At 39.8% G+C, this 20,975-nt stretch carries 18 protein-coding genes; 7 read left to right on the top strand and 11 right to left on the bottom strand.

All coding sequences use genetic code 11. The annotated features are described in order from the left end of the window. Nucleotides 1–63 precede the first annotated feature (63 nt). The 3 genes from proB to FTU80_RS02665 form a co-directional block, all read right to left on the bottom strand. Nucleotides 64–1,197, bottom strand: coding sequence for a glutamate 5-kinase (gene proB, locus FTU80_RS02675; protein ID WP_078190202.1), 1,134 nt, complete (start codon nucleotides 1,195–1,197; stop codon nucleotides 64–66). Nucleotides 1,198–1,237: 40 nt separating this feature from the next. Next, on the bottom strand, nucleotides 1,238–2,452 hold the full coding sequence (gene cgtA, locus FTU80_RS02670) for an Obg family GTPase CgtA (RefSeq protein ID WP_078190204.1): 1,215 nt from the start codon (nucleotides 2,450–2,452) through the stop codon (nucleotides 1,238–1,240). A 213-nt stretch (nucleotides 2,453–2,665) separates the two neighbouring features. After that, nucleotides 2,666–3,040 (bottom strand): helix-turn-helix domain-containing protein, encoded by a 375-nt coding sequence (locus tag FTU80_RS02665; protein ID WP_078191873.1) that lies wholly within the window; start codon nucleotides 3,038–3,040, stop codon nucleotides 2,666–2,668. 115 nt (nucleotides 3,041–3,155) lie between these two features. Here FTU80_RS02665 and FTU80_RS02660 point away from each other — a divergent pair, with 115 nt between their 5' ends. Beyond that, complete coding sequence (locus tag FTU80_RS02660; RefSeq protein ID WP_180084156.1) at nucleotides 3,156–4,010, top strand: SDR family oxidoreductase; 855 nt, start codon at nucleotides 3,156–3,158, stop codon at nucleotides 4,008–4,010. Between the two features lie 58 nt (nucleotides 4,011–4,068). On the opposite strand, the gene FTU80_RS02655 is transcribed toward FTU80_RS02660, so the two are convergent. The 7 genes from FTU80_RS02655 to uvrB form a co-directional block, all read right to left on the bottom strand. Further along, nucleotides 4,069–4,749 carry a hypothetical protein gene (locus FTU80_RS02655; protein WP_180084155.1) on the bottom strand — a complete coding sequence of 227 codons (681 nt, stop codon included), beginning with the start codon at nucleotides 4,747–4,749 and terminating at the stop codon, nucleotides 4,069–4,071. Nucleotides 4,750–4,752: 3 nt separating this feature from the next. Further along, nucleotides 4,753–5,454, bottom strand: coding sequence for an MFS transporter (locus FTU80_RS02650; RefSeq protein WP_218949002.1), 702 nt, complete (start codon nucleotides 5,452–5,454; stop codon nucleotides 4,753–4,755). Nucleotides 5,455–5,762: 308 nt separating this feature from the next. Continuing rightward, complete coding sequence (locus FTU80_RS02645; RefSeq protein ID WP_078191876.1) at nucleotides 5,763–7,220, bottom strand: glyceraldehyde-3-phosphate dehydrogenase; 1,458 nt, start codon at nucleotides 7,218–7,220, stop codon at nucleotides 5,763–5,765. Between the two features lie 712 nt (nucleotides 7,221–7,932). Next, nucleotides 7,933–9,609, bottom strand: a complete 1,677-nt coding sequence (locus FTU80_RS02640) for a hypothetical protein (RefSeq protein WP_180084153.1) — start codon at nucleotides 9,607–9,609, stop codon at nucleotides 7,933–7,935. Between the two features lie 218 nt (nucleotides 9,610–9,827). After that, nucleotides 9,828–10,760: an EamA family transporter RarD gene (rarD, locus tag FTU80_RS02635; RefSeq protein WP_180084152.1), complete on the bottom strand. Its 933-nt coding sequence runs from the start codon at nucleotides 10,758–10,760 to the stop codon at nucleotides 9,828–9,830. A 133-nt stretch (nucleotides 10,761–10,893) separates the two neighbouring features. Further along, on the bottom strand, nucleotides 10,894–11,484 hold the full coding sequence (locus FTU80_RS02630; RefSeq protein WP_180084151.1) for a lipocalin family protein: 591 nt from the start codon (nucleotides 11,482–11,484) through the stop codon (nucleotides 10,894–10,896). A gap of 155 nt (nucleotides 11,485–11,639) precedes the next feature. After that, on the bottom strand, nucleotides 11,640–13,661 hold the full coding sequence (gene uvrB / locus FTU80_RS02625; protein WP_180084150.1) for an excinuclease ABC subunit UvrB: 2,022 nt from the start codon (nucleotides 13,659–13,661) through the stop codon (nucleotides 11,640–11,642). A 294-nt stretch (nucleotides 13,662–13,955) separates the two neighbouring features. Between uvrB and FTU80_RS02620 the strand changes: the two genes are divergently transcribed. Then, nucleotides 13,956–14,744 carry a hypothetical protein gene (locus FTU80_RS02620; protein WP_180023438.1) on the top strand — a complete coding sequence of 263 codons (789 nt, stop codon included), beginning with the start codon at nucleotides 13,956–13,958 and terminating at the stop codon, nucleotides 14,742–14,744. A 197-nt stretch (nucleotides 14,745–14,941) separates the two neighbouring features. Next, the gene (locus FTU80_RS02615) at nucleotides 14,942–16,399 is read left to right on the top strand and encodes a sensor domain-containing diguanylate cyclase (RefSeq protein WP_180084192.1); all 1,458 of its coding nucleotides are present in this window, start codon (nucleotides 14,942–14,944) and stop codon (nucleotides 16,397–16,399) included. 60 nt (nucleotides 16,400–16,459) lie between these two features. On the opposite strand, the gene FTU80_RS02610 is transcribed toward FTU80_RS02615, so the two are convergent. After that, nucleotides 16,460–16,639 (bottom strand): hypothetical protein, encoded by a 180-nt coding sequence (locus tag FTU80_RS02610; protein ID WP_078190224.1) that lies wholly within the window; start codon nucleotides 16,637–16,639, stop codon nucleotides 16,460–16,462. A 443-nt stretch (nucleotides 16,640–17,082) separates the two neighbouring features. On the opposite strand from FTU80_RS02610, the gene FTU80_RS02605 reads away from it, so the two are divergent. From FTU80_RS02605 to FTU80_RS02595, 4 genes are all read left to right on the top strand, one after another. Next, nucleotides 17,083–18,141: an OmpW family protein gene (locus FTU80_RS02605; RefSeq protein WP_180084149.1), complete on the top strand. Its 1,059-nt coding sequence runs from the start codon at nucleotides 17,083–17,085 to the stop codon at nucleotides 18,139–18,141. Nucleotides 18,142–18,385: 244 nt separating this feature from the next. Next, a complete protein-coding gene (locus tag FTU80_RS02600) occupies nucleotides 18,386–19,597 on the top strand; it encodes an MFS transporter (RefSeq protein WP_078191884.1) in 1,212 nt (403 codons plus the stop codon). Further along, the gene (locus FTU80_RS16365) at nucleotides 19,590–19,724 is read left to right on the top strand and encodes a hypothetical protein (RefSeq protein WP_257221407.1); all 135 of its coding nucleotides are present in this window, start codon (nucleotides 19,590–19,592) and stop codon (nucleotides 19,722–19,724) included. Before FTU80_RS02600 ends, FTU80_RS16365 begins: the two co-directional genes overlap by 8 nt. A 221-nt stretch (nucleotides 19,725–19,945) precedes the next feature. Then, nucleotides 19,946–20,902: a TauD/TfdA family dioxygenase gene (locus FTU80_RS02595; RefSeq protein WP_078190229.1), complete on the top strand. Its 957-nt coding sequence runs from the start codon at nucleotides 19,946–19,948 to the stop codon at nucleotides 20,900–20,902. The last annotated feature ends 73 nt before the right edge of the window (nucleotides 20,903–20,975 follow it).

Raw genomic sequence — 20,975 nt, 5'->3', positions numbered from 1 at the left:
TCGTTATATTCAAATGGCATGCCATAAAAAATCCCGCTCGGAAGCAGGATTTTGATTTTCAATTTAGTAAATCGACATATGATTGCGATGGATCATTTCAAGTGATCGGGCTTCCCCTAAAACTTGATGAACTTTATCTGAGGCCAAACCTTTAACGATTTCTGCCGAGCGTGAACTGAAGTTTACACGACCGACGGCAACACGATGACCTTGTGTATCGACACATTCCACCACATCACCACGTTCAAAATGCCCTTCAACTGCTTTCACGCCTACAGGTAATAAACTGCGGTGATTATCACGTATTGCCTTTACAGCACCATCATCAATCACCAAACGTCCAGCTGTTTGTAAATGTGCAGCTAACCATTGTTGATGGGCTGTCACACGATCATTGTCCGTAATGAATAAGGTACCGAGTAATTCACCTGCCATCACACGTGAAAGCACATTATCGCTATCACCGCTCGCAATGACTGTTGGACAACCAGACTTGGCTGCCAAACGTGCCGCACGAACTTTGGTCAACATACCGCCACGACCGAATTTACCGCCGCCACCAGCCATATCGAATAATGATTCATCCATTGCGCGTACTGTATGAAACAGTTTTGCATCTGGATTGGAACGAGGGTCTGAGTCAAACATGCCTTCTTGGTCAGTTAGAATCACCAAAAGGTCTGCATGAACCTGACCTGCCACCATCGCAGCCAAAGTATCGTTATCACCAAAGCGAATTTCATCGGTAGAGACCGTGTCATTTTCATTAATGACAGGAATCACGCGCCAATCAATCAGGTGTTGCAAGGCATCACAAGAGTTGAGATAACGACGGCGGTCAGCCAAGTCATCATGCGTTAACAGAACTTGTGCTGTACGAATAGAACGCTGTTCTAAAACGCTTGACCAAGTATGAATTAAGCCCATCTGACCAATGGCAGCACAAGCCTGTAGACTAGGTAGATCTGTGGGTCGGTTGTCCAAATTCATACGAACCATCCCTTCAGCCACAGCACCGGAAGACACAAGAATGATCTCGTGTCCTGCATTGTGTAGTTCTGCAATTTGTCCCGCCCAATGCGAGATTGCATCCAGATCTAACCCTTTTCCGTTTGCTGTGAGTAGTGATGATCCGATTTTAACAACGATACGTTTACAACCCTTGAGCTGACGTTGCCCATCTACCACTTCTATCATCTTGTCCTCAGACTTGTTTGCTTTGACACTTATTCAGCAATTAACGTACGTAGTACGATTCTGCCTCATCATCACCGTCTTCAAATTCATCATCAAAGTCTTCACCTTGACCTGCCAGACGTTGTTGACGACGCATTTCACGATATGCTTCTTTCGCAGCAAGCGTTTGCTCACGTGTTTCAGCTTCAAGCTGATCACGGAACGCTTTAACTTCTGCAGCATATTCAGGATCTTCAGTTTCGCGTTCGCGCTGCTCTTCAATTTGATCCATCAGGTAATACACAACGTCTTTAGTACCTTCAAACGTTAAACCTGAAGTTTTGAATACAGGGCCTTTCCACTGCAACTCTTCGAGAATGTGATCACACCATTCATCACGCGTTTCAGCCGCCAATTGGTCTACTTTATTGAGTACCAATACAACAGGTAATTTTGAAAGTGTTGGAGAGAATTTTTTCAACTCTTCCAAAATTGCTTTTGCATTGTACGCAGGGTCTGATCCATCAATCGGTTGAACATCTACGATGTGCAATAAAATACGTGTACGAGCCAAGTGTTTCAGGAATCGAATACCTAGACCTGCACCTTCTGCCGCACCTTCGATTAGACCTGGAATATCCGCCATTACAAATGAACGGTGACTATCGGCATCAACCACACCTAGGTTTGGCACCATAGTGGTAAATGGATAATCTGCAACTTTTGGTTTTGCTGCTGAAACTGCACGGATAAAGGTTGATTTACCCGCATTTGGCATACCCAACAAACCAACGTCTGCGAGTACTTTTAATTCAAGACGAATTTCACGATATTCGCCTTTTGAGCCGTGTGTACATTTACGTGGAGAACGGTTGGTTGAAGATTTGAAGTGAGTATTACCCAAACCACCTTCACCACCTGCTGCCACTAACACACGCTGACCGTCAGCCACTAAGTCGCCGATGATATCGCCAGATTCTGTATCTACAATTGTTGTGCCCACTGGAACGAGCAATACGGTATCTTCACCGCCACGGCCTGAGCAGTTCGCTCCACGACCATTTTTAGCACGTTCTGCACGGAATTTACGTGTATAACGATAATCTACTAGGGTACTTGTGTCGTTGTCGGCTTGAACGTATACGTTACCGCCACGACCACCATCACCACCATCTGGACCACCAAATGGTACGAATTTTTCACGGCGAAAACTGGCTACGCCATTGCCACCGTCGCCAGCCTCTACGGTAATGACTGCTTCATCAACAAAGCGCATATTTGCCAATCCTCTAAAAACTTTAAAACCGCTTATTCTGCCATATTTTAAAGAATTTCTCGAACAATATTATTCAGCAATACTATAAATTTCATTTATCTTGGTACTGATGCAAATTTTTAGGAAAATCCGCACCTCGCTCGAAAATCTTTAGCTCATCATCAAAATACCGTTGATAAATGGCAAACGAATTTCACTCCCCATTTCCGAAAGCTATTTACGTGCATTTTCCTTGGCTTCAATAATTTCAGGCAATGTTCGTTCAACCCAACCAATCAGATGCATTAACTTTTCTGCAGCCTGTGAGCCCATTAAAGTCAGTTGATATTCAACTTTGGGTGGCACGACTGGATAGACTGTCCGTAGGATAAAACCATCTTGCTCGAGCATTTTCAGCGTTTGAGCCAGCATCTTTTCGCTCACCCCTTCGATCCGCTGCTTAAGTTCACTAAAACGGTGTACCCCTTCAGTCAAACAACGCAAAACTAATACTGACCATTTATTGGTGAGATGTTCCAATATTTCTCGAGATGGACAATCTGTGGATAAAACTTGACCTAATAATTTACTTGTAGCGTATGTGTTCATTAAATCTTTCCTCAAAGTCACTAACTTACTTTTTGGTACGTACTTACATTTAGTAAGTTAACAGATTAAGATTCAACCATCAAGATCATTTATTCAACAATCAGAGGGTTTAAATATGAAAATCGCAATTACAGGTGCAACAGGTCAACTAGGCCAATTGGTCCTTCAATTTTTATTGAAAGAAACCGCGGCCGAAAACATCATCGCTTTAGTTCGCTCAACAGAAAAAGTAGCATCTCTACAAGCTCAAGGCATCGAACTTCGTCATTTTGACTATGATCAACCAGATACACTGGTTCCTGCACTACAAGGTGTCGATAAATTATTACTCATTTCTGCCAATGAAATTGGTCGTCGTACTCCACAACACAAAGCCGTAATTGATGCTGCAGTAGATGCGAAAGTTCCATATCTTGCTTATACCAGCCTGTTACGTGCTGATACATCGCCATTGGGTTTATCTCAAGAACATCGTGAAACAGAAAGTCTGATTCAAGCTAGTGGTTTAACCTATACCTTCTTACGAAATAACTGGTATGTCGAAAACTATCTTGCTGCTGCAGGACATGTGGTTGAAACAGGTACCTTATTTGGTGCGGCAAAGGATGGAAAAATTAATGCAGCGACACGTGCTGACTATGCTGAAGCTGCTGCAAAAGTACTTACAAGCTCTGGTCATGAAAATAAAACCTATGAACTTGCAAGCTCAGACAGTTTCACATTGGCACAGCTTGCTGAAACCCTACAGCAAGTTTCAGGTCAAAATGTTCACTATCAAAATTTAACTGCAGAAGACTACACACAAGGCCTATTACAAGCTGGCTTACCTGCTGGTCTTGTAGATGTGATCGTCGATGCTGATATCAACAGCATTGACGGTGCAATGCAAAGTGATCGTAAGGACTTGGAACAGTTACTCGGTCACCCAACCACTTCTCTACGTAGTGCTGTTGAAGCTGCTTTAAAATAAGATCAAACCAACAAAAAAGCCCGAATTGATTCGGGCTTTTTTTTGAGTTAAATCTAACTTATGGATGTACATTTTTTATCGGCAAATCCATATTCATATCTAAATTTGCCTTGGTATTACGCTCTGCGTTGTACATCGTGGCATTAAAGGTTGCGATTTTTCGCATGGTCATCGGGTCATTGAGTTTTAGCTGTGGTGCAAACTGATGTACCACGTGCAAATCAACTTTTTCATTAAACTCAAAATACACAGGACCATTAAAATTAATTCGAATCGGAATGTTATAGGTTCGTTTTAAGTGAAATGGGACATCCAGTTTTATTGGTATATCCATTTTTAGCGGAAACTTCGGCACAAGTTTATTTTTAATCACCAAATCTGTGGTCGCCTCAAGTGGCATCGTCTGGTTAATTTGAATATTGGTGGAATAATCAATATCCACAGAGATGGGAACCTCTACACTAAACTGCAAATCTGCCAGATATTTTCCCTTCAAGGGTAGTTGCAGCTTCCGATCTAAAGCAATCTGCGTATCCAACGTCCCAATAGACTGCGTTTGCAAATAATTACCAACGGAAATTTTGGTGGGTAGTGAATGCGACAATTGAATATCAGCATTTTTTGCACGTACTTGCATCGACGCATAAATATTTAAATACAACCAAAATAGTACCGCAACCAATAACGCAACTGCGATAAAACTCAAAATGATGCGCTTCGCCGATTGAAATATCCACATGGCTTACTCCTGAGCTTTCGCTTCAGTTTTGGCATGCTCTCTGTTGAGTCGCATTGTTTTTAGTGGAATTACCAATTCACCCTTTTTAATTTGAACCGGCAACGTATTTTGCACATCCACTGTCGCTTTTAATGCCGTTTTAATTGGAACATTTAAATTACCTTCAATAGGAATGTTGGTTTTTAAATTTGCATTCAGTGGAATATGTAGGTTTTCTTTCAGTACGGTTTTGACTGGCGCATCAAATTTTAAATGTACTTTTTGCTCCAAAGGCACATTCATATTTACTGGAATATCCAATTGTATCGGGATATCACCTTTGAGCGGCAAAGTCACATCCTGCCCCATGACTTTAACTTTCACTTTGGTATTCACAGGAAGGTTTTGATTCACTTTCAAAGTTTCACGCACTGGAATCGTGGTCTTAATCGGGACTTGATTATCAAAATACACCCGTGGCGTCAGCGTTTGAGTTAAGGGAATATTTAAATTTTCATGTATCGGAATTTCAGCATTCACCCTCCCTGTCACGTCCACATCCAAGGCATCATGAATTTTGACTTCGGCTTGTAACGGCTCTTGCAGGTCAATATTGACGTCCTGATTTTCTAGCGGGATATAAATATTAAAGTGCTTAAACACCCAAATGGCGATAAGTACACCACAGAGCGCAGCAAACACAATAAATGCCAATCCACTGAGCATGTGCTTTGCTTGCAAACTAAATTCCTTTTGCTTTTTATTTTTTACAGTCTCATTTTGAACACATTATACAAACCAGTTTGCAATTTTTTGTATTTAATTCTTTAATAATTTCATTAACTTAAAACTTGAATATTTTAGTCAGCTTTTCATTATAAATGACTCACACTCATCTAACAGTGGCAGAAAAAACAAGAACTTTTGATGCTTTTGATCAATCCATTCGTCATCTATGCCTTAAGTTTTTAACCCATACTCTTTAGATAAAAAAAGAGCCTCAAATGAGGCCCTTTTTTTACAGCGTGAACTAATTAAGCATTAGTTTCAGCAGGAACTTTTGGATAGCTTACGCCGCCCATTTGCTCAGCAATACGCAATACTTGGCAGCTATAACCCACTTCGTTATCGTACCAAACATAAGCAGTTAAACGGTTACCAGAAGCGATTGTCGCTTGAGCGTCAAACACACCAGCAGTACGTGAACCGATAAAGTCAGACGATACAACTTCAGTTGAGTTTGTATAACCGATTTGACCTTGAAGATTAGAGTTGATTGAAATTTGGCGAATGTATTCATTCACTTCTTCACGGTCAACATCTTGACCCAAAGTAAGGTTCAAAATTGCAAGAGATACGTTTGGAGTAGGTACACGTACTGAGTTACCAGTCAATTTACCTTGAAGAGCAGGAAGTGCTTTAGCAACAGCTTTAGCAGCACCAGTTTCAGTGATTACCATGTTTAAAGTAGCAGCACGACCACGACGGTCAGCTTTATGGTAGTTGTCGATCAAGTTTTGGTCGTTTGTGAACGAGTGAACTGTTTCAACGTGACCATTAATCACTGTGTACTTGTCATTTAACACTTTAAGTGTTGGTGTAATCGCGTTTGTTGTACAGCTTGCAGCAGAGATGATTGTATCTTCATCAAGGATGTCAGCTTGGTTCACACCGTATACAACGTTCTTCATATCACCTTTACCAGGTGCAGTTAGAATTACGCGTGCAGCACCTGGACATTTAAGGTGCTGTGCAAGACCTTCAGAATCACGCCATTTACCTGTATTATCGATTACAAGTGCATTGTTAATACCGTAAGCAGTGTAATCAACTTCAGATGGGTTAGACGCATAGATCACTTTGATGAAGTTACCGTTAGCAATGATTGCTTCGTTTTCTTCATCAACAGAAATCGTACCTGCGAATGGACCATGAATAGAGTCACGACGTAACAAAGACGCACGTTTTTCTAAGTCACCGTCAGATGATTTACGAACAACGATTGCTTTAAGGTTAAGACCACGACCTAGACCAGATTGGCTGATCATCAAACGTGCAAGGATACGACCGATACGACCGAAACCGTAAAGTACAACATCACGGTTTTCAACGTTAGTTGCATTGCCTTCAAGTGATTTCACAGCGTCAGCAACGAATGCGTCAACATCACCGCCTTTTTCTTTGAACTCAACAGCAAGTTTGCCAAGATCAATTTCAGCAGTACCGATGTTTTCGATTTTCGCCAAAGCTTCAAGAATTGGGAAAGTGTTCACAACTGAAAGTTCAACGTCAAGTACGCGAGTACGACGATGCGCTTTAAGAATTTGGATAACCGAACGGTTAATTAAAGAACGACCGTATACTGTAGCTACGATGTTTTTTTCACGATATAACTGACCCACTAGGGCAATCATACGTTCCGCGATTTCTTCACGGTTTTTCCAGCGACCTTGGTGCTCTGCATGTAGGGCAACGATAGTGTCTTTGCTCACAGATACGTCCTCTAATTAATTGTAAATCTAAGCATAAATTTCAAAACCCCACAATTGTAATGGAAAACTGAAAATTAATGAATCTAAAAGCAGATTTCGACAAGGTTATTTTGTTATATATTCACTATCAATTTTCAAAATAATCATGATTAGTATTATGATTTTATAGCCGAAAGTTGAAAAACTGGCTTTTTCGCAGATTTTTGTCACAAAATTTCAAATGTAGTTTTATCAACCAGATCTCTGCATATTTAGCTCAAAGATGCACGAATATTTATAGTTTTCAAATTGTGCTGTTTTTTTATTTTGCTCAATTTATAGTATTTTTACTGATGTTAAGCTCGTAATAATAATTTCACATTTTTAAATGATTTTTAAGAATATTCGATGGAGTCTTACACCTGAGTTTTGAATAAAGGGTTTAGCCTTCAGCTGGAGGTACTCTTACGAAACGTTGTTTCTCATTTGGCAAAATGAGAAGCGAAGCTTCGTAAGGAAACCATCTTGCGGAGCAATGCTCCTCACCGCAAAACTCGTTCACTACCGTCAATTTATTCAAAGTATCGCAAAAACATTTTTTATTAGAAGTAACCTTGTCTTAGACAATTGCGGATAACATTACCGCGTATCGTTCTTTTATTTGAATTAAATTACGCCTCTAATGTTACTGCCTAACATTAGTTTTAAAGTCAGATCAATATTTAAAATTCAGTTAATTTTTCAGATTCTCAGCAAACTTTTCCAGATTAAAATCAAAGAAATTTACACTCAGCTCTAATACTTTCGGTAGTGCATTTAAACCATTCTCTCCAGCATTAATCGCAAAATATCTCCGATCACTAAAAGACTGCACCTTTAAGGCATTTTCACATGACTCAAAATCAAGATTGACGAGCTGTGGCGCATGTTCCTTTAGCAACATTAAAACCTGCATATAAGTCTGGCGCTTTTTTTGCTGCTGCGCTTTTAAAGTATCGGCTTCAAGGCTTTCATACTCCCCTGTTTTCGTCATGCGTTTGGAAAATCCAACATGCGCGCCATGGGCACCCGTATTTTCTACAATTACGTCTTTAGCAAAGATCTTCTGTTGATCATCGACCGGCTGCAAGATCGCCTTCAGCGCCGTATGAATTTGCTGTGACTGCTGATGATGTAATTCCCACTCATCTTCGTTTTGAACATGAAAAATTTGAGCACGCCGTTTCAACAAAAGCACCTGCCAAGCCTGTAGTTGAAGTCGCAGTCGTTTTAACTCCAAACTCGCCTCAAACTTCGGGCAGCTACTTAAGACGTTTAGACTCGTGATGAGCTTCTGAGATATTTGCATGCTATGGAAAAATAAAAAATCATGCTGTATCTGCTCACTCAGTTGATATTGAACAGTCTGATGCAATGGCTTCAAGATCAATGTATTGAACTGCTGCTCAAAAGTAGGTAAAACCGTCACTAATTGAGTGGCATCCTCTACATGCAGCATTAAAAGTAGATGCTTATCTACCCGTATATGTAGTTGCTGCATTAAATTTTGCAGATCTAAATGTATAAAACCTGCAATAGATGCCAGCTTAGAGACTTGAATTTTTAATTCGTCTATTTGCTGATTCTCTAAAGCAGTAGTTAAATCTAAAGCCAACCCATCAAAAACGTCGTCTGCTAGGGCGTCATTATGTTTTGTCGATAAAAACCGAGTTGCTGAATACTGCGTCGTCCAATCTAAATCAGGCGACAAAATATAAATAAACTCAGATGTTTGTACAATTTGTAAATAACGCGTTTTTTGTTCACGCTTTAAATAATATTTAAAAATCGGATGTTGCCAAACCTCAGATGATTTTGGGATAGAAGCATCAAAAACTTGCCCTAACATATGTGACTTTAAGAAAATTTCGATCAAGAAAATTTTAACTTGCAGAGCAGTGAGTTGACGTGCATCACTCGGCGCAATCAAATCCATTTCACGAATGATTTGTGCGGCATTTAAAATGAAATGCTGATGTAATACATTTTTTTCATACTGTAATTCAAAATCTTCTTCGGCATCTATTTTATTGATATAGGCTAGGTTTTCTTCTAATTTTTGCGCAACTTGAATACTCATTGTCAATATTCGAAGTTCTTCGAGCTGTGTTGCCAAATACTGTGCATGCTCACGCATGACATCATATTTTAGTACTTTCATCAGCATGCCCAAATTCATCGGTACATCTCTTTGATACGACTGTGATGAAGACTCCCAACGAATACCTTTTTGCGATAACACCTGCTGTATCTGTGCTAAATTGGATTGATCAAGATCAGTGCATACTTCAGATACAATACTCCGCCAATGCTGATCCAACACAGGCTCTAGCTGTAAAAGTTTAGCGCTTTGATGAAATGGGACAACCACTGACTGCTTCCTGTATCTTGGTTCTTTAATCGATCTTTTATCGATTTCAGTTTATTTTTATCTAAAATAAATATTTTTGTACACCATCATTCAATACTGTTCTTCCTAAACAATGAATTGAATCATGGCGTGTTTTAGTTTTCTAAGTTTAAAATTTTCTTAAAAAACAGCAAGTGTTAATTGTGAACTGATCAATTTATCGTACCAATATTTTCAGTCTAAGAATCGATTCGATCATTTAACGCTTTTACATTTTTAGCTAACGCACGTTCATTTTGCTTTTGTTTAAACAGATGCAAGATGCCTTCTATCACCAACAACAACACTGCACCCCAAATTGGAATATAGGTCAGCCATTCTTCGGCTTCTACTCGCTCACCCAATGCGATCGATGCAAAGGCTAACAAAACGGGCTCTAAATAACTCAACAAACCAAAAATCACAAATGGCAAATAACGACTCGCCAACATATAGCTACCTAAGCCAAGCGCACTCAGAAAACCCAGTCCTAAAACCGCCAAAATCAGATACGGGAATAACGACATCAGCGCTAAACTATCGCTATGAATAAATCCTAAATAAAAGGCTACAGGCAAAATTAAGCAAAGATCCCACCAAAAACCACCCAAATGATCGGTTTTAAAGGTACGACGTAAAAAGAAATAAATCGGATAAGCCACAGCGACATAGACAGTTTCCCACGCGATACTGCCAATACGCCAAATTTCGTGGCCGACCCCTAAAATTGCCAATGCCACGGCAGCCATCTGCCATTTAGACAGCTTTTCTTTATACAGTACACATCCAACCAGAACCATCACTAAGGGCAATAGAAAATACCCTAAAGATACTTCTAGCCCTCGGCCATTAATTGGTCCCCACAAAAACAACCAAAGCTGTGTAGTACATAAAAATGAACTAATGATTAACCAAATGAGAAAGATCGGTTGCTTGACCACACGCCAAAAAATTTCACTGACTTTGTTTAAATCTTTCATCCACCACATAAATAAGGTTAAAAATGGCAAGGTCGCTAACATGCGCCATGCAAAAGTTTGCTCGCTATCTAGAGGTTTTAAAAAGATGGTAAAGAAATACAAAATACCAAAAGTGACCGATGCCAATACAGACAATGCAACGCCTTTATACATCTTTCACTCCAGTCCCGAATACACCATAAATTTGATATTTTGCTTGATTGATCAAGCTTTTCGCAGAGACATTCTAGCAAATAAAAAACCATGCACAGGCATGGTTTTTTAGCATTTGTTCAAATATTTAGATTTATGGTTTTACTGTCTGCTTGGTATGAATTATATCTGATAAGTCATAACCGACAGATTGAGCATAATTCAGATATTCCTGAATCACTTCCTGATCTGGATGAGCCGAACGAGAAAGCACCCACATATATTTACGACGGGGTTCACCTACCAAAACTGTTTGATAGTCTTCATCGGCTTTGAGTACCCAATAATCACCACGCCCCACAGGCAACCAACGAATGGCTTCTGGTAAGAAACTAACTTTTAATTTCGAGTTAAACGGTGCATTTTGTACAAATGCCTCGCCTATTGATTGCTTCTTGGTACCATCTTTAGATACACAGCGATTATTGACATTAATGTTGCCATTTTCATTTAGCGTGTAAACCGCAATCACATCACGGTCACAGCTTTTTTGAAAAACCATAGGCTTACGAGCTACTTCATACCACATACCTAAATAACGATCGAGCTCAACTTTTTCCACAGTCTGTAATGGTTTCGTCTGTGCATAGGCCATTGTGGCTGCACCCAAACCAATTAACACTGCTGCGCCAAGTGCAATTTTCGCGAGCTTAAAACCTGCTTTGGGAATATTCGTTGTTGTCATTTTTATGCCTCATTTCGATGCAAAACATTCGATGAAAATTAAGTAATTCTTTCTCTCGTGTTTTTACTCTAGCGGAAAAAATTGCCCTAAAAATCATTTTCTTGTCTGAATTATGTATGTAATTCAGACAATATTCCGCATCTTGTCTAACAAAATTATGAAATCATCTGTGCTTTTAAACGCAAGATTTCATCACGTAATCGAGCAGCTTGTTCAAACTGCAAATCTTTCGATGCTTTCAGCATTTCTTTTTCCAGCTTGTTCATATGTTTTGCTAAAAGTTTTGGATCAGACATCAAATGACGTTCATCTGCAGTTAACGCCTTAGCCTGATCTGAAATTTTTGCATCGATTTCATCATCTGTCAGCACTTCACCTGTATCAATATCATTGACGTTTTGACGCACTGCACTTCGTGGCGTAATGCCATGCTCAAGATTAAATGCGATCTGTAAATTACGACGACGATCCGTTTCATCAATGGCTTTTTGCATGGAGTCGGTCATACGATCTGCATATAAAATCGCTTTACCATTTAAGTTACGCGCTGCACGACCGATGGTTTGAATCAAAGAGCGCTCAGAACGTAAGAAGCCTTCTTTGTCTGCATCTAAAATGGCGACTAGAGACACTTCTGGCATATCTAAGCCTTCGCGCAGTAAGTTAATACCAACGATTGCATCGTACACACCCGAGCGCAATTCATGGATAATTTTAGTGCGCTCAACAGTGTCGATATCTGAATGTAAATAAGCGACTTTAATGCCGTATTCTTTCAAATACGAAGTTAAATCTTCTGCCATGCGTTTGGTTAGTGTTGTGACTAACACACGCTCATTTAAATCTTTACGATTATTAATTTCTGAAAGTACATCATCCACTTGTGTTAGGACTGGACGTATTTCAATTTCAGGATCGACCAAGCCTGTAGGTCGAACCACTTGCTCAACGACTTGTTCAGATTTTTCAATTTCATAATGTGCGGGGGTTGCACTAACATAAATGGTCGACGGAACAATCCGCTCCCACTCTTCAAATTTCATTGGTCGGTTATCGAGCGCACTTGGTAAACGGAAACCATAATTCACTAAGTTTTCTTTACGCGAACGGTCACCTTTATACATAGCCCCAATTTGCGGAACAGTCACATGCGATTCATCGATGATCAATAAGGCATCATCAGGTACATAATCAAACAAAGTCGGCGGTGCTTCACCTGAAGGACGACCTGACAAATGCCGTGAGTAGTTTTCAATACCGTTGGTATAGCCAAGCTGCTGCATCATCTCTAAATCATAACGTGTGCGCTGTTCGATACGTTGAGCTTCGAGTAATTTATCATTTGCACGAAAGAACCCCAGTCGGTCTGTGAGTTCTTCACGAATCGTCCCAATTGCACGCTGCAAGTTATCTTTAGGCGTCACGTAATGACTCTTTGGATAAATCGTAATACGTGGCACTTTACGGACCAACTTGCCCGTCAAGGGATCAAACCATCGAACTGAATCAACTTCGTCATCAAACAATTCGATACGAATGGCATTTTGATCCGATTCTGCAGGGAAAATATCAATAATTTCACCACGGATACGGTATGTGCCACGTAGGAATTCGAGTTCATTTCGGGTGTATTGCATTTCCACCAAACGACGAATGATGTCATCACGGCTGATACGGTCACCTTCCACGATATGCAAAAGCATACTCATATAGGCATTCGGGTCACCTAGACCATAAATGGCTGAAACTGACGCTACAATAATTGCATCACGACGTTCTAATAATGCTCGGGTTGCCGAAAGACGCATTTGGTCAATGTGATCATTAATCGATGAGTCTTTTTCAATAAAGGTATCTGAAGATGGCACATAGGCTTCGGGCTGATAATAGTCATAATAACTAACGAAATATTCCACAGCATTATGCGGAAAAAAGGCTTTAAACTCGCCATAAAGCTGTGCAGCCAAAGTTTTATTATGCGCCATAATAATTGTTGGACGTTGCGTGCGTGCTATTACATTTGCCATGGTATAGGTTTTACCTGAACCTGTTACCCCTAAGAGCAACTGATCATGCATTCCTTTTTCAATCCCCTTCACCAATTTCTCAATCGCTTGAGGCTGATCACCTGCCGGCTGATATTGTGTTACCAGTTCAAAAGGCTGTTCCTGCATCACACTCTTCTTCAACAGTTTTATATGGCTTTATTATGAGGGCAAAGTTGCACAAAACAACGCTAAATTTATGTAAATACCAGAGGCGTGTACGGACTGTAAAATTATAATTCAACATAAACCCATAGATTTTTCTCATGTTTGAAAAATAATTCGCCTGATTTCGCATGTTTTTCTTGAGGAAACTCTTGGCTCTAAAAAAACTCAAGAATAAAGCGTTCATTTATCCCTTATTGATACTTGACCTATATAAATTTCACCTGCAACATGAACAAAAGGACGCCACAGATCAAACTTATGACTTACCAATATCATGACGAAAGTATTGTTAAAAACCTACCCGAAGATACTATTTTTGTTTTTGGCAGCAATATGGCAGGTCAACATACTGGCGGTGCAGCGCGTACTGCCCTAGAGCATTTTGGTGCAATGAATGGTATTGGTCGTGGATGGGCTGGTCAAAGTTTTGCTATTCCAACAATGAATGAGCATTTACAACAAATGCCATTGTCTCAGATTCAACATTATGTTGATGATTTTAAAATCTATACCAAGAATCATCCGAAGACCAAATATTTCATTACTTCGATTGGCTGTGGTGTCGCTGGCTATAAAGTTGAAGAAATTGCTCCCATGTTTAAGGGGATTTCCAGAAATGTTATTTTTCCAATTTCATTCCGTCCTTTCGTTGAAAAAGCTTTACCTAAACTTACTTCGAAACTTCTACATACAATTTTTCAAGACTCGGTAATTTTTGCACCTTCGGCAGATGAATTGGTTGATGTTCTGGCCTTAACAGATAATGAAAAAAGTCTTGCGAAAATTGTGCTGAATACCCAAATGTACCCGACAGATAGCAATGGTCGTGACCGTATTTTTGAAATTGAAGATATTTTGCATGCCCTGAATGGGAAAATATTTGAGTTTCAAAGCAACTCAGAAGGCCCAATGATGTTTGGCGGCGTCATTTTAGCCCTACTTGAACTGTACAATATTAATGAAAAAGATTTCATTGATGTTTGGAAAGCTGAACGTGAAATCGCTGCACCAAAGCCTGAAAATAAAGCTCGTAAAGCCAGCCGCTAAAGACTATTTTCACCTCATTTCCCCCCAAAAAAAGCCAAAGTCTAAATTGGCTTTTTATCTAAGGTGGATTAACAACTTTTAGCGACATTGGTCACATTAAAAATAAATTTTATTTCACATATCACATTATTTTAATATCATTTTTTTCGTCTTATACTACTTGCTGACATTATTATAAAGAATGACGAGCACATAAAATAGACATGCTAGATTCTCCTTTTTTTGAGCTATCCCCCATTGCCATGTGGCTTGAAGATTACAGTGAAGTCAAAAAACAATTGGATCTCTGGCGTCAGCAAGGTGTGCAGGATCTCTCCACTTTTCTTCAACAAGATGAATCACGTATTCTGCAATGTGCAAGAAAAATAAAAATCTTACAGGTCAACACAAAAACGTTAGAACTGTATCAAGCGCGTGACTTTGAACATTTATGTCAAAACCTTGATCTCGTTTTTCAGGCGGAGATGTGTCAAACACATATTAGAGAATTGGTTGCATTATGGAATGGGGAAACACATTTTTCCCATTCTGCCGTAAACTATACACTCAGTGGGCAACGTTTAGACATTCAACTCAAAGGCATCGTCCTACCAAATCATGAGCAGGATTTATCAGCAGTCTTAATTACAACTGAAGATATCACGTCTTATACCGAAGCTTGCCGTTTACAAGAACAAAGTCGTCATTTAGCGGAAGCGCGTTTCCATTATTCGCCAACCTCTCTTTGGGTAGAAGATTTCAGCCGGATTAAAATAAAATTAGATCAGCTTCGCGCTTTAGGTATAGAAGATTTTGTGACATTTTTGGATGTTCACCCCGATTTTGTACAAGAGTGTATTAAGGAAATACTGATCGTTGATGTTAATCAGGCCACCCTTGATTTGTTTGGCGCTTCGGACAAAGAAATCTTGCTCAAAAATGTACATAAAGTATTTGCCAAAGAGATGCTTCAAACATTTAAAGAACAACTGATTGAACTTTGGAATGGTAATCTACATCATCAACGTGAAGCTATAAATTATGCACTTGATGGCAGTATTCGCCACGTCTTACTACAATTTACTGTATTTCCTGATTATCTCGACGACTGGAGCACCGTGCAGGTTGCATTAACCGATATTACCGCACGTAAAAAGGCTGAAAATTATCTTGAGTATTTAGGTAAGCACGACGTATTGACCAAACTCTATAATCGTTCATTTTATATAGCAGAACTCAAGCGTCTCGAACGCAATCAATTACGTCCTGTTTCTTGTATTTTTATTGATTTAAATGGACTAAAAGAACTCAATGACAGTATTGGGCACGATGCTGGTGACAGTATCCTCAGACGTCTGGGCAACATTTTAAACCAACTTATTCAGCATACGCCCTATTCTGCTTCGCGCATTGGCGGTGATGAATTTGTCATACTTTTACCGGGTGCTGATGATGCAGCATTGCAAAACTGTTTACAAAGTTTGAATGAGTTGTTATTGGTCGATAACCAATTTTATTCAAATCAACCGATGAGTATATCAATTGGTTCTGCCACCAATACTTTGAATGAGCGAATGGAAGATATGCTTAAACGTGCTGATCTTGACATGTATCGTCAGAAAAAAAAGTATTATCTCAATAAAGACCGTAGAATTCAGTCTAAAATACGCAATTAGCATCAATCATTTGCAATAAAAAAGCCATGGTTTGAACCATAGCTTTTTTATTTAAATCTTTTAACGCTTACCCATCGAACGACGTGTACCGCGTGGTGGCATCCAAGTACGATCAGCATAACGCTGAGGTTTTGGACGCATATCTTCAAAGATTTCATCCGAAGCATTATCTTCAGCTTTTTTAATCGGAAAAGGCAAATTGACTAAAGCCTTTTTCTTGGGAGGGTTTTGCGTACTCATACGAATAACTCAATTGAATCTGGCGCTATTGTACAAAAAAAATGGTTTTGGTGTAAAAGGCTTTGAGTGATTAGACTCGATTGGCATATAAAGACTCACTGATCAGCTATGAATTTTATATCTATAGAGGACAACAGCACAAAAAAGTGCTTTGAATATGGTCGTTTTAAACTATTTTATTGACCCAATTCAACCAATACACTGTCACTTATGTCAATAAATATTGAATATTTACAAAGAGATAGAATCATTTCAAAATTTCAAAAAAGTAAGATTTTTTTACACAAATACCTACTTAAAGCCCTCAAATAATACAAATCATCAAAAATGTTACAGGACTATTACGTTTATTCTTGTTTTCTATAACATTTTTTACGCACTAATTTTGAATAATGGGCACTTAGAAAAATTATTATCAATTTACGGACATGGAGTCCTTTCAAATGAAAAAAAGTGTATTGTGCATTGCTGCTTCTATGGCAGCCCTACCTATGCTCAGTCATGCAGACTCACCATATTTTAGTTTAAAAGATGGCGATGGCTTCAAACGTTTTTCTGTCTCTGTTGGTGCCTTACATGTTATGCCACAAGGTAAAGCGCAGCCATTTCGTGTAAATACTGCCATCAATGAAGGCTATGAGGCAGAAGTCGGTGATGTTAAAACACAAACAGTAAAAGACAATATTCGAGAAGGATACAAAGTCCCTCCACTGCTAGCAGGTGCACTAGATCTTTTAGACACCGTTCCTGCTTCAATGAGTGGTAAAGCCACGATTTCAGGGCTTGAACAATGGGACAATCCAGGGACAGGTCTTGAAGCAGACGACGTCACCACGCTTGGGATCATGACCAACTATTTCTTCACTGACAATGTATCACTAGAAATGAAAGCGGGTATTCCGCCAAAAGTTGATTTACAAGGCTCAGGGAAAATTTATGCACCATTTTCTGCCATTGCAAAACCACTAGGCGGTGCACTGGGAAATCTTGAACTTGAAAACGATATTTTCATTACCGACTTAGGTGCACATGGTGCCGCAGCTTCTGCACGTGCATGGACTCCGGCTGCTGAAATCCAATATCACTTTGGTAAAACTGGCGTCAATAAATTCCGTCCCTATGTGGGTCTAGGCGTGATGTATGCCTACTTCAATGAATTGGAAATGAATCCACAAATTGAGAAAGATTTGATTGCCGCAGGTCACATGATTGCTAACATTAAAGAAGGTAATGCAGGCGCCTCTTTAGAAGGAAAGCCAAGTAAGGCTAATCCAAAAGTTGATTTAGAGGCAACTGATGTATTTGCTCCGGTTGCGACGGTGGGCTTCACTTATGATTTCAATGATAAATGGTTTGCTGTTGGTTCTGTTAGCTATGCACACCTTCAAAATGAAACAACCATTACCGTTACAGATGCGACACACGGCGAACTGATCAAATCTAAAGCGGATATTGAAGTAAACCCGATCCTTGCATATGCAGGTATCGGTATGCGTTTCTAATTAATAACCTGAATATAAAAAAGACGGCTACAGCCGTCTTTTTTATTAGGCTATATATGGTCTTTTATTCTGAGATATCTTTTCAATCTCTTTTAAACACTTTTGAATTTATGCTGAGGCAATTTCCTTTATTCATCCATAGTTACCTATAAAAAAAATTTATTGTTTGGTGAATTAAATTTAATCGCAACTCTGCGTTTATTCGAATACCATTGGATTAAATTTAAAAAATGTAGACTGCTGTATGTCTGATACTCGTTTCTCAAAGCCCCTGATTTACATGCTCATCGGCAGTGCTATTATTTTGGCATTGTCTTTAGGGGTGCGTCATGCATTTGGCCTCTATCTCGTGCCGATGAGTGATGAATTCGGTTGGGGACATAACGTATTTAGCCTTGCCATTGCCATGCAAAACTTAATTTGGGGTGCTGTGCAGCCAATTACTGGGGCTTTTGCAGATAAATATGGCAGTAAGATCGTGGTCGCCGTCGGTGGTGCATTATATGCCCTCGGACTATTACTCATGGCCGTCAGCTCCACCGGTTTACTGCTTAATTTAAGCGCAGGTTTAATCCTAGGTTTGGCTCTCTCGGCCACTTCATTTCCAGTATTACTCTCGGCCGTAGGACGTGCAGCGCATCCAGACAAACGTAGTTTAGCCATGGGTATTGCCAGTGCCGCAGGTTCTTTTGGTCAGTTCATTATGCTGCCCTCTACATTACTGCTACTGCAAAAATTGGGTTGGTCTTCGGCTTTGGTGGTCAGCGCCATTTTAATTGCGCTTATTATTCCTTTAGCTTGGATGCTAAAAGCACCAATGTATGTTGCACCAAATGCAACTAATACGCATGAAGCCTCTCTGACTTTTAAACAAATTTTGCAATTGGCTTGGGAGCATAAACCCTTTTGGTTTCTAGCACTCGGTTTCTTCGTCTGTGGCTTCCAAGTGGTGTTTATTGGCATCCATCTTCCGGGATATTTAATCGATCATGGCTTTAATGCCACTACGGGCACTATTTTCCTAGCGCTCGTTGGACTGTTTAATATTGTCGGCACCTACACAGCTGGTTGGCTCGGTGGCAAATATTCCAAACCAAAGCTGTTGATGGGACTGTATGGATTACGTGGTATTGCCATTATTGCCTTTCTTTTGCTGCCTTTAAGCACATGGACAATCTATGCTTTTGGCGTCATTATGGGTCTATTATGGCTTTCTACCGTACCACTCACCAACGGTATTGTGGCCAATATGTTTGGCGTTAAATATCTCAGTATGCTGAGTGGTATCGTGTTCTTTACTCACCAAGTCGGTTCATTTTTTGGTGGCTGGTTGGGTGGTGTGAACCACGACATAACCGGTAACTATAATGCCATTTGGATTTTTTCGATTGTCCTGAGTATTTTTGGGGTATTGGTTCATTTCATGGTTAATGAGGAAAGTGTCATTCATGACTAATTCAACATTATGGTTCAGACTCAGTATTGCTATCAGTATTCTGGCCTTGTTAGCCTTATCCATCGGCTTATGGAGCCAAACACCTGAATTATTTGAATACTTTAACCAAGCGTTTTGTGCGCATTAAAAACGTATTGAAATCTTAATTCCGACCCAAACTGCTGTTTTATCAACACTACAACAGCAGTTTTTTAGCTATTTTCTACACGATTCAATAAAAGCTGCATTTTCAGCATATTAGTATTAATAATACGTTTTTTCATAAACTTAGCTTATTTTTTAATTTTCCATCCTGTGCTTTCTTCCATAGATTAAGTCTCAATAAAGAACAAATTGAGAACTTATGAAATGACCGCATTAACTCAACTTTCGCAAGCCATCCATGATGCTCCACGTTGGCATCAAGCAGAACAATTTCAAGATGGCAATGAAATTCGTATTGAAGCGCAACATGACCAAGCTTTGGGGGCTGTGGTTTATGGTTTAGATGCGCGTAAAGCACAGTCTGGGGAAACCATCTATCGTTTAAAACAAGCGCTGGCAGAACACTTGATTTTAATTTTCAAACATCAAAGTCTAGATGATTTACAGTATCTCGCGTTTGCAAGCTACTTCGGTTCAATCTTCCGTCCCGGTGCAGATATTCCAGTGTTAGCGTCACAAGATGATACCGGTACACCACCAGACGTGGTACCTGTGTCAAATGCAGTCGGCAAAGGTGACTACACTGGACATGGTGAATTGGCTGCGCATGCAGACCATCAGTGGACTCCGCTGCCATCTTTTGGTTCATTACTCTATGCCATTGAACTACCGCAAGACGGTGGACAAACCTCATGGTATAACACCATTAAAGCCTATGAAGCTTTAGATGAAGCGACACAAAAACACTTAGACCAACTTCAACTCATTACCTATAACCCATTTGTCCGTGCCAAAAATAATAAAGGCACAACGGGATATGGCGCTACACCGCTTTACCGTTTCAAAGACCAACCGATTGTTGGACATGCCTATCCACATCCGCTTGTACGTACCCATCCAGAAAGTGGCCGTAAAGGGCTGTGGTTAAATGAACGGTCTGAAGTGGAATTGGTTCATTATGATGATCAGTCAGGCAGTGAATTGATTGCATCTTTACGTGAACATTTATTGAAACCTGAGTTTCGATATGAACATCAATGGGAAGAAGGTGACATTGTGTTTTGGGATAACCAAGCCACTTTACACTCACGCCGCCCTTTCCCTTCAGACCAACGCCGCTTATTAAAGCGAATTAGCCTAGCAGGAGGACGACCATACTGATGTTGAACTTCATGCCAACAATAAAAAATAAATACCCCTGTAAAATCCGTGTTTGAGCAATAACCCCAAATAA

The organism is Acinetobacter sp. YH12145, assembly GCF_013418335.1.
Lineage (GTDB): Bacteria > Pseudomonadota > Gammaproteobacteria > Pseudomonadales > Moraxellaceae > Acinetobacter > Acinetobacter amyesii.
This window is presented reverse-complemented; position numbering and strand designations above follow the sequence as displayed.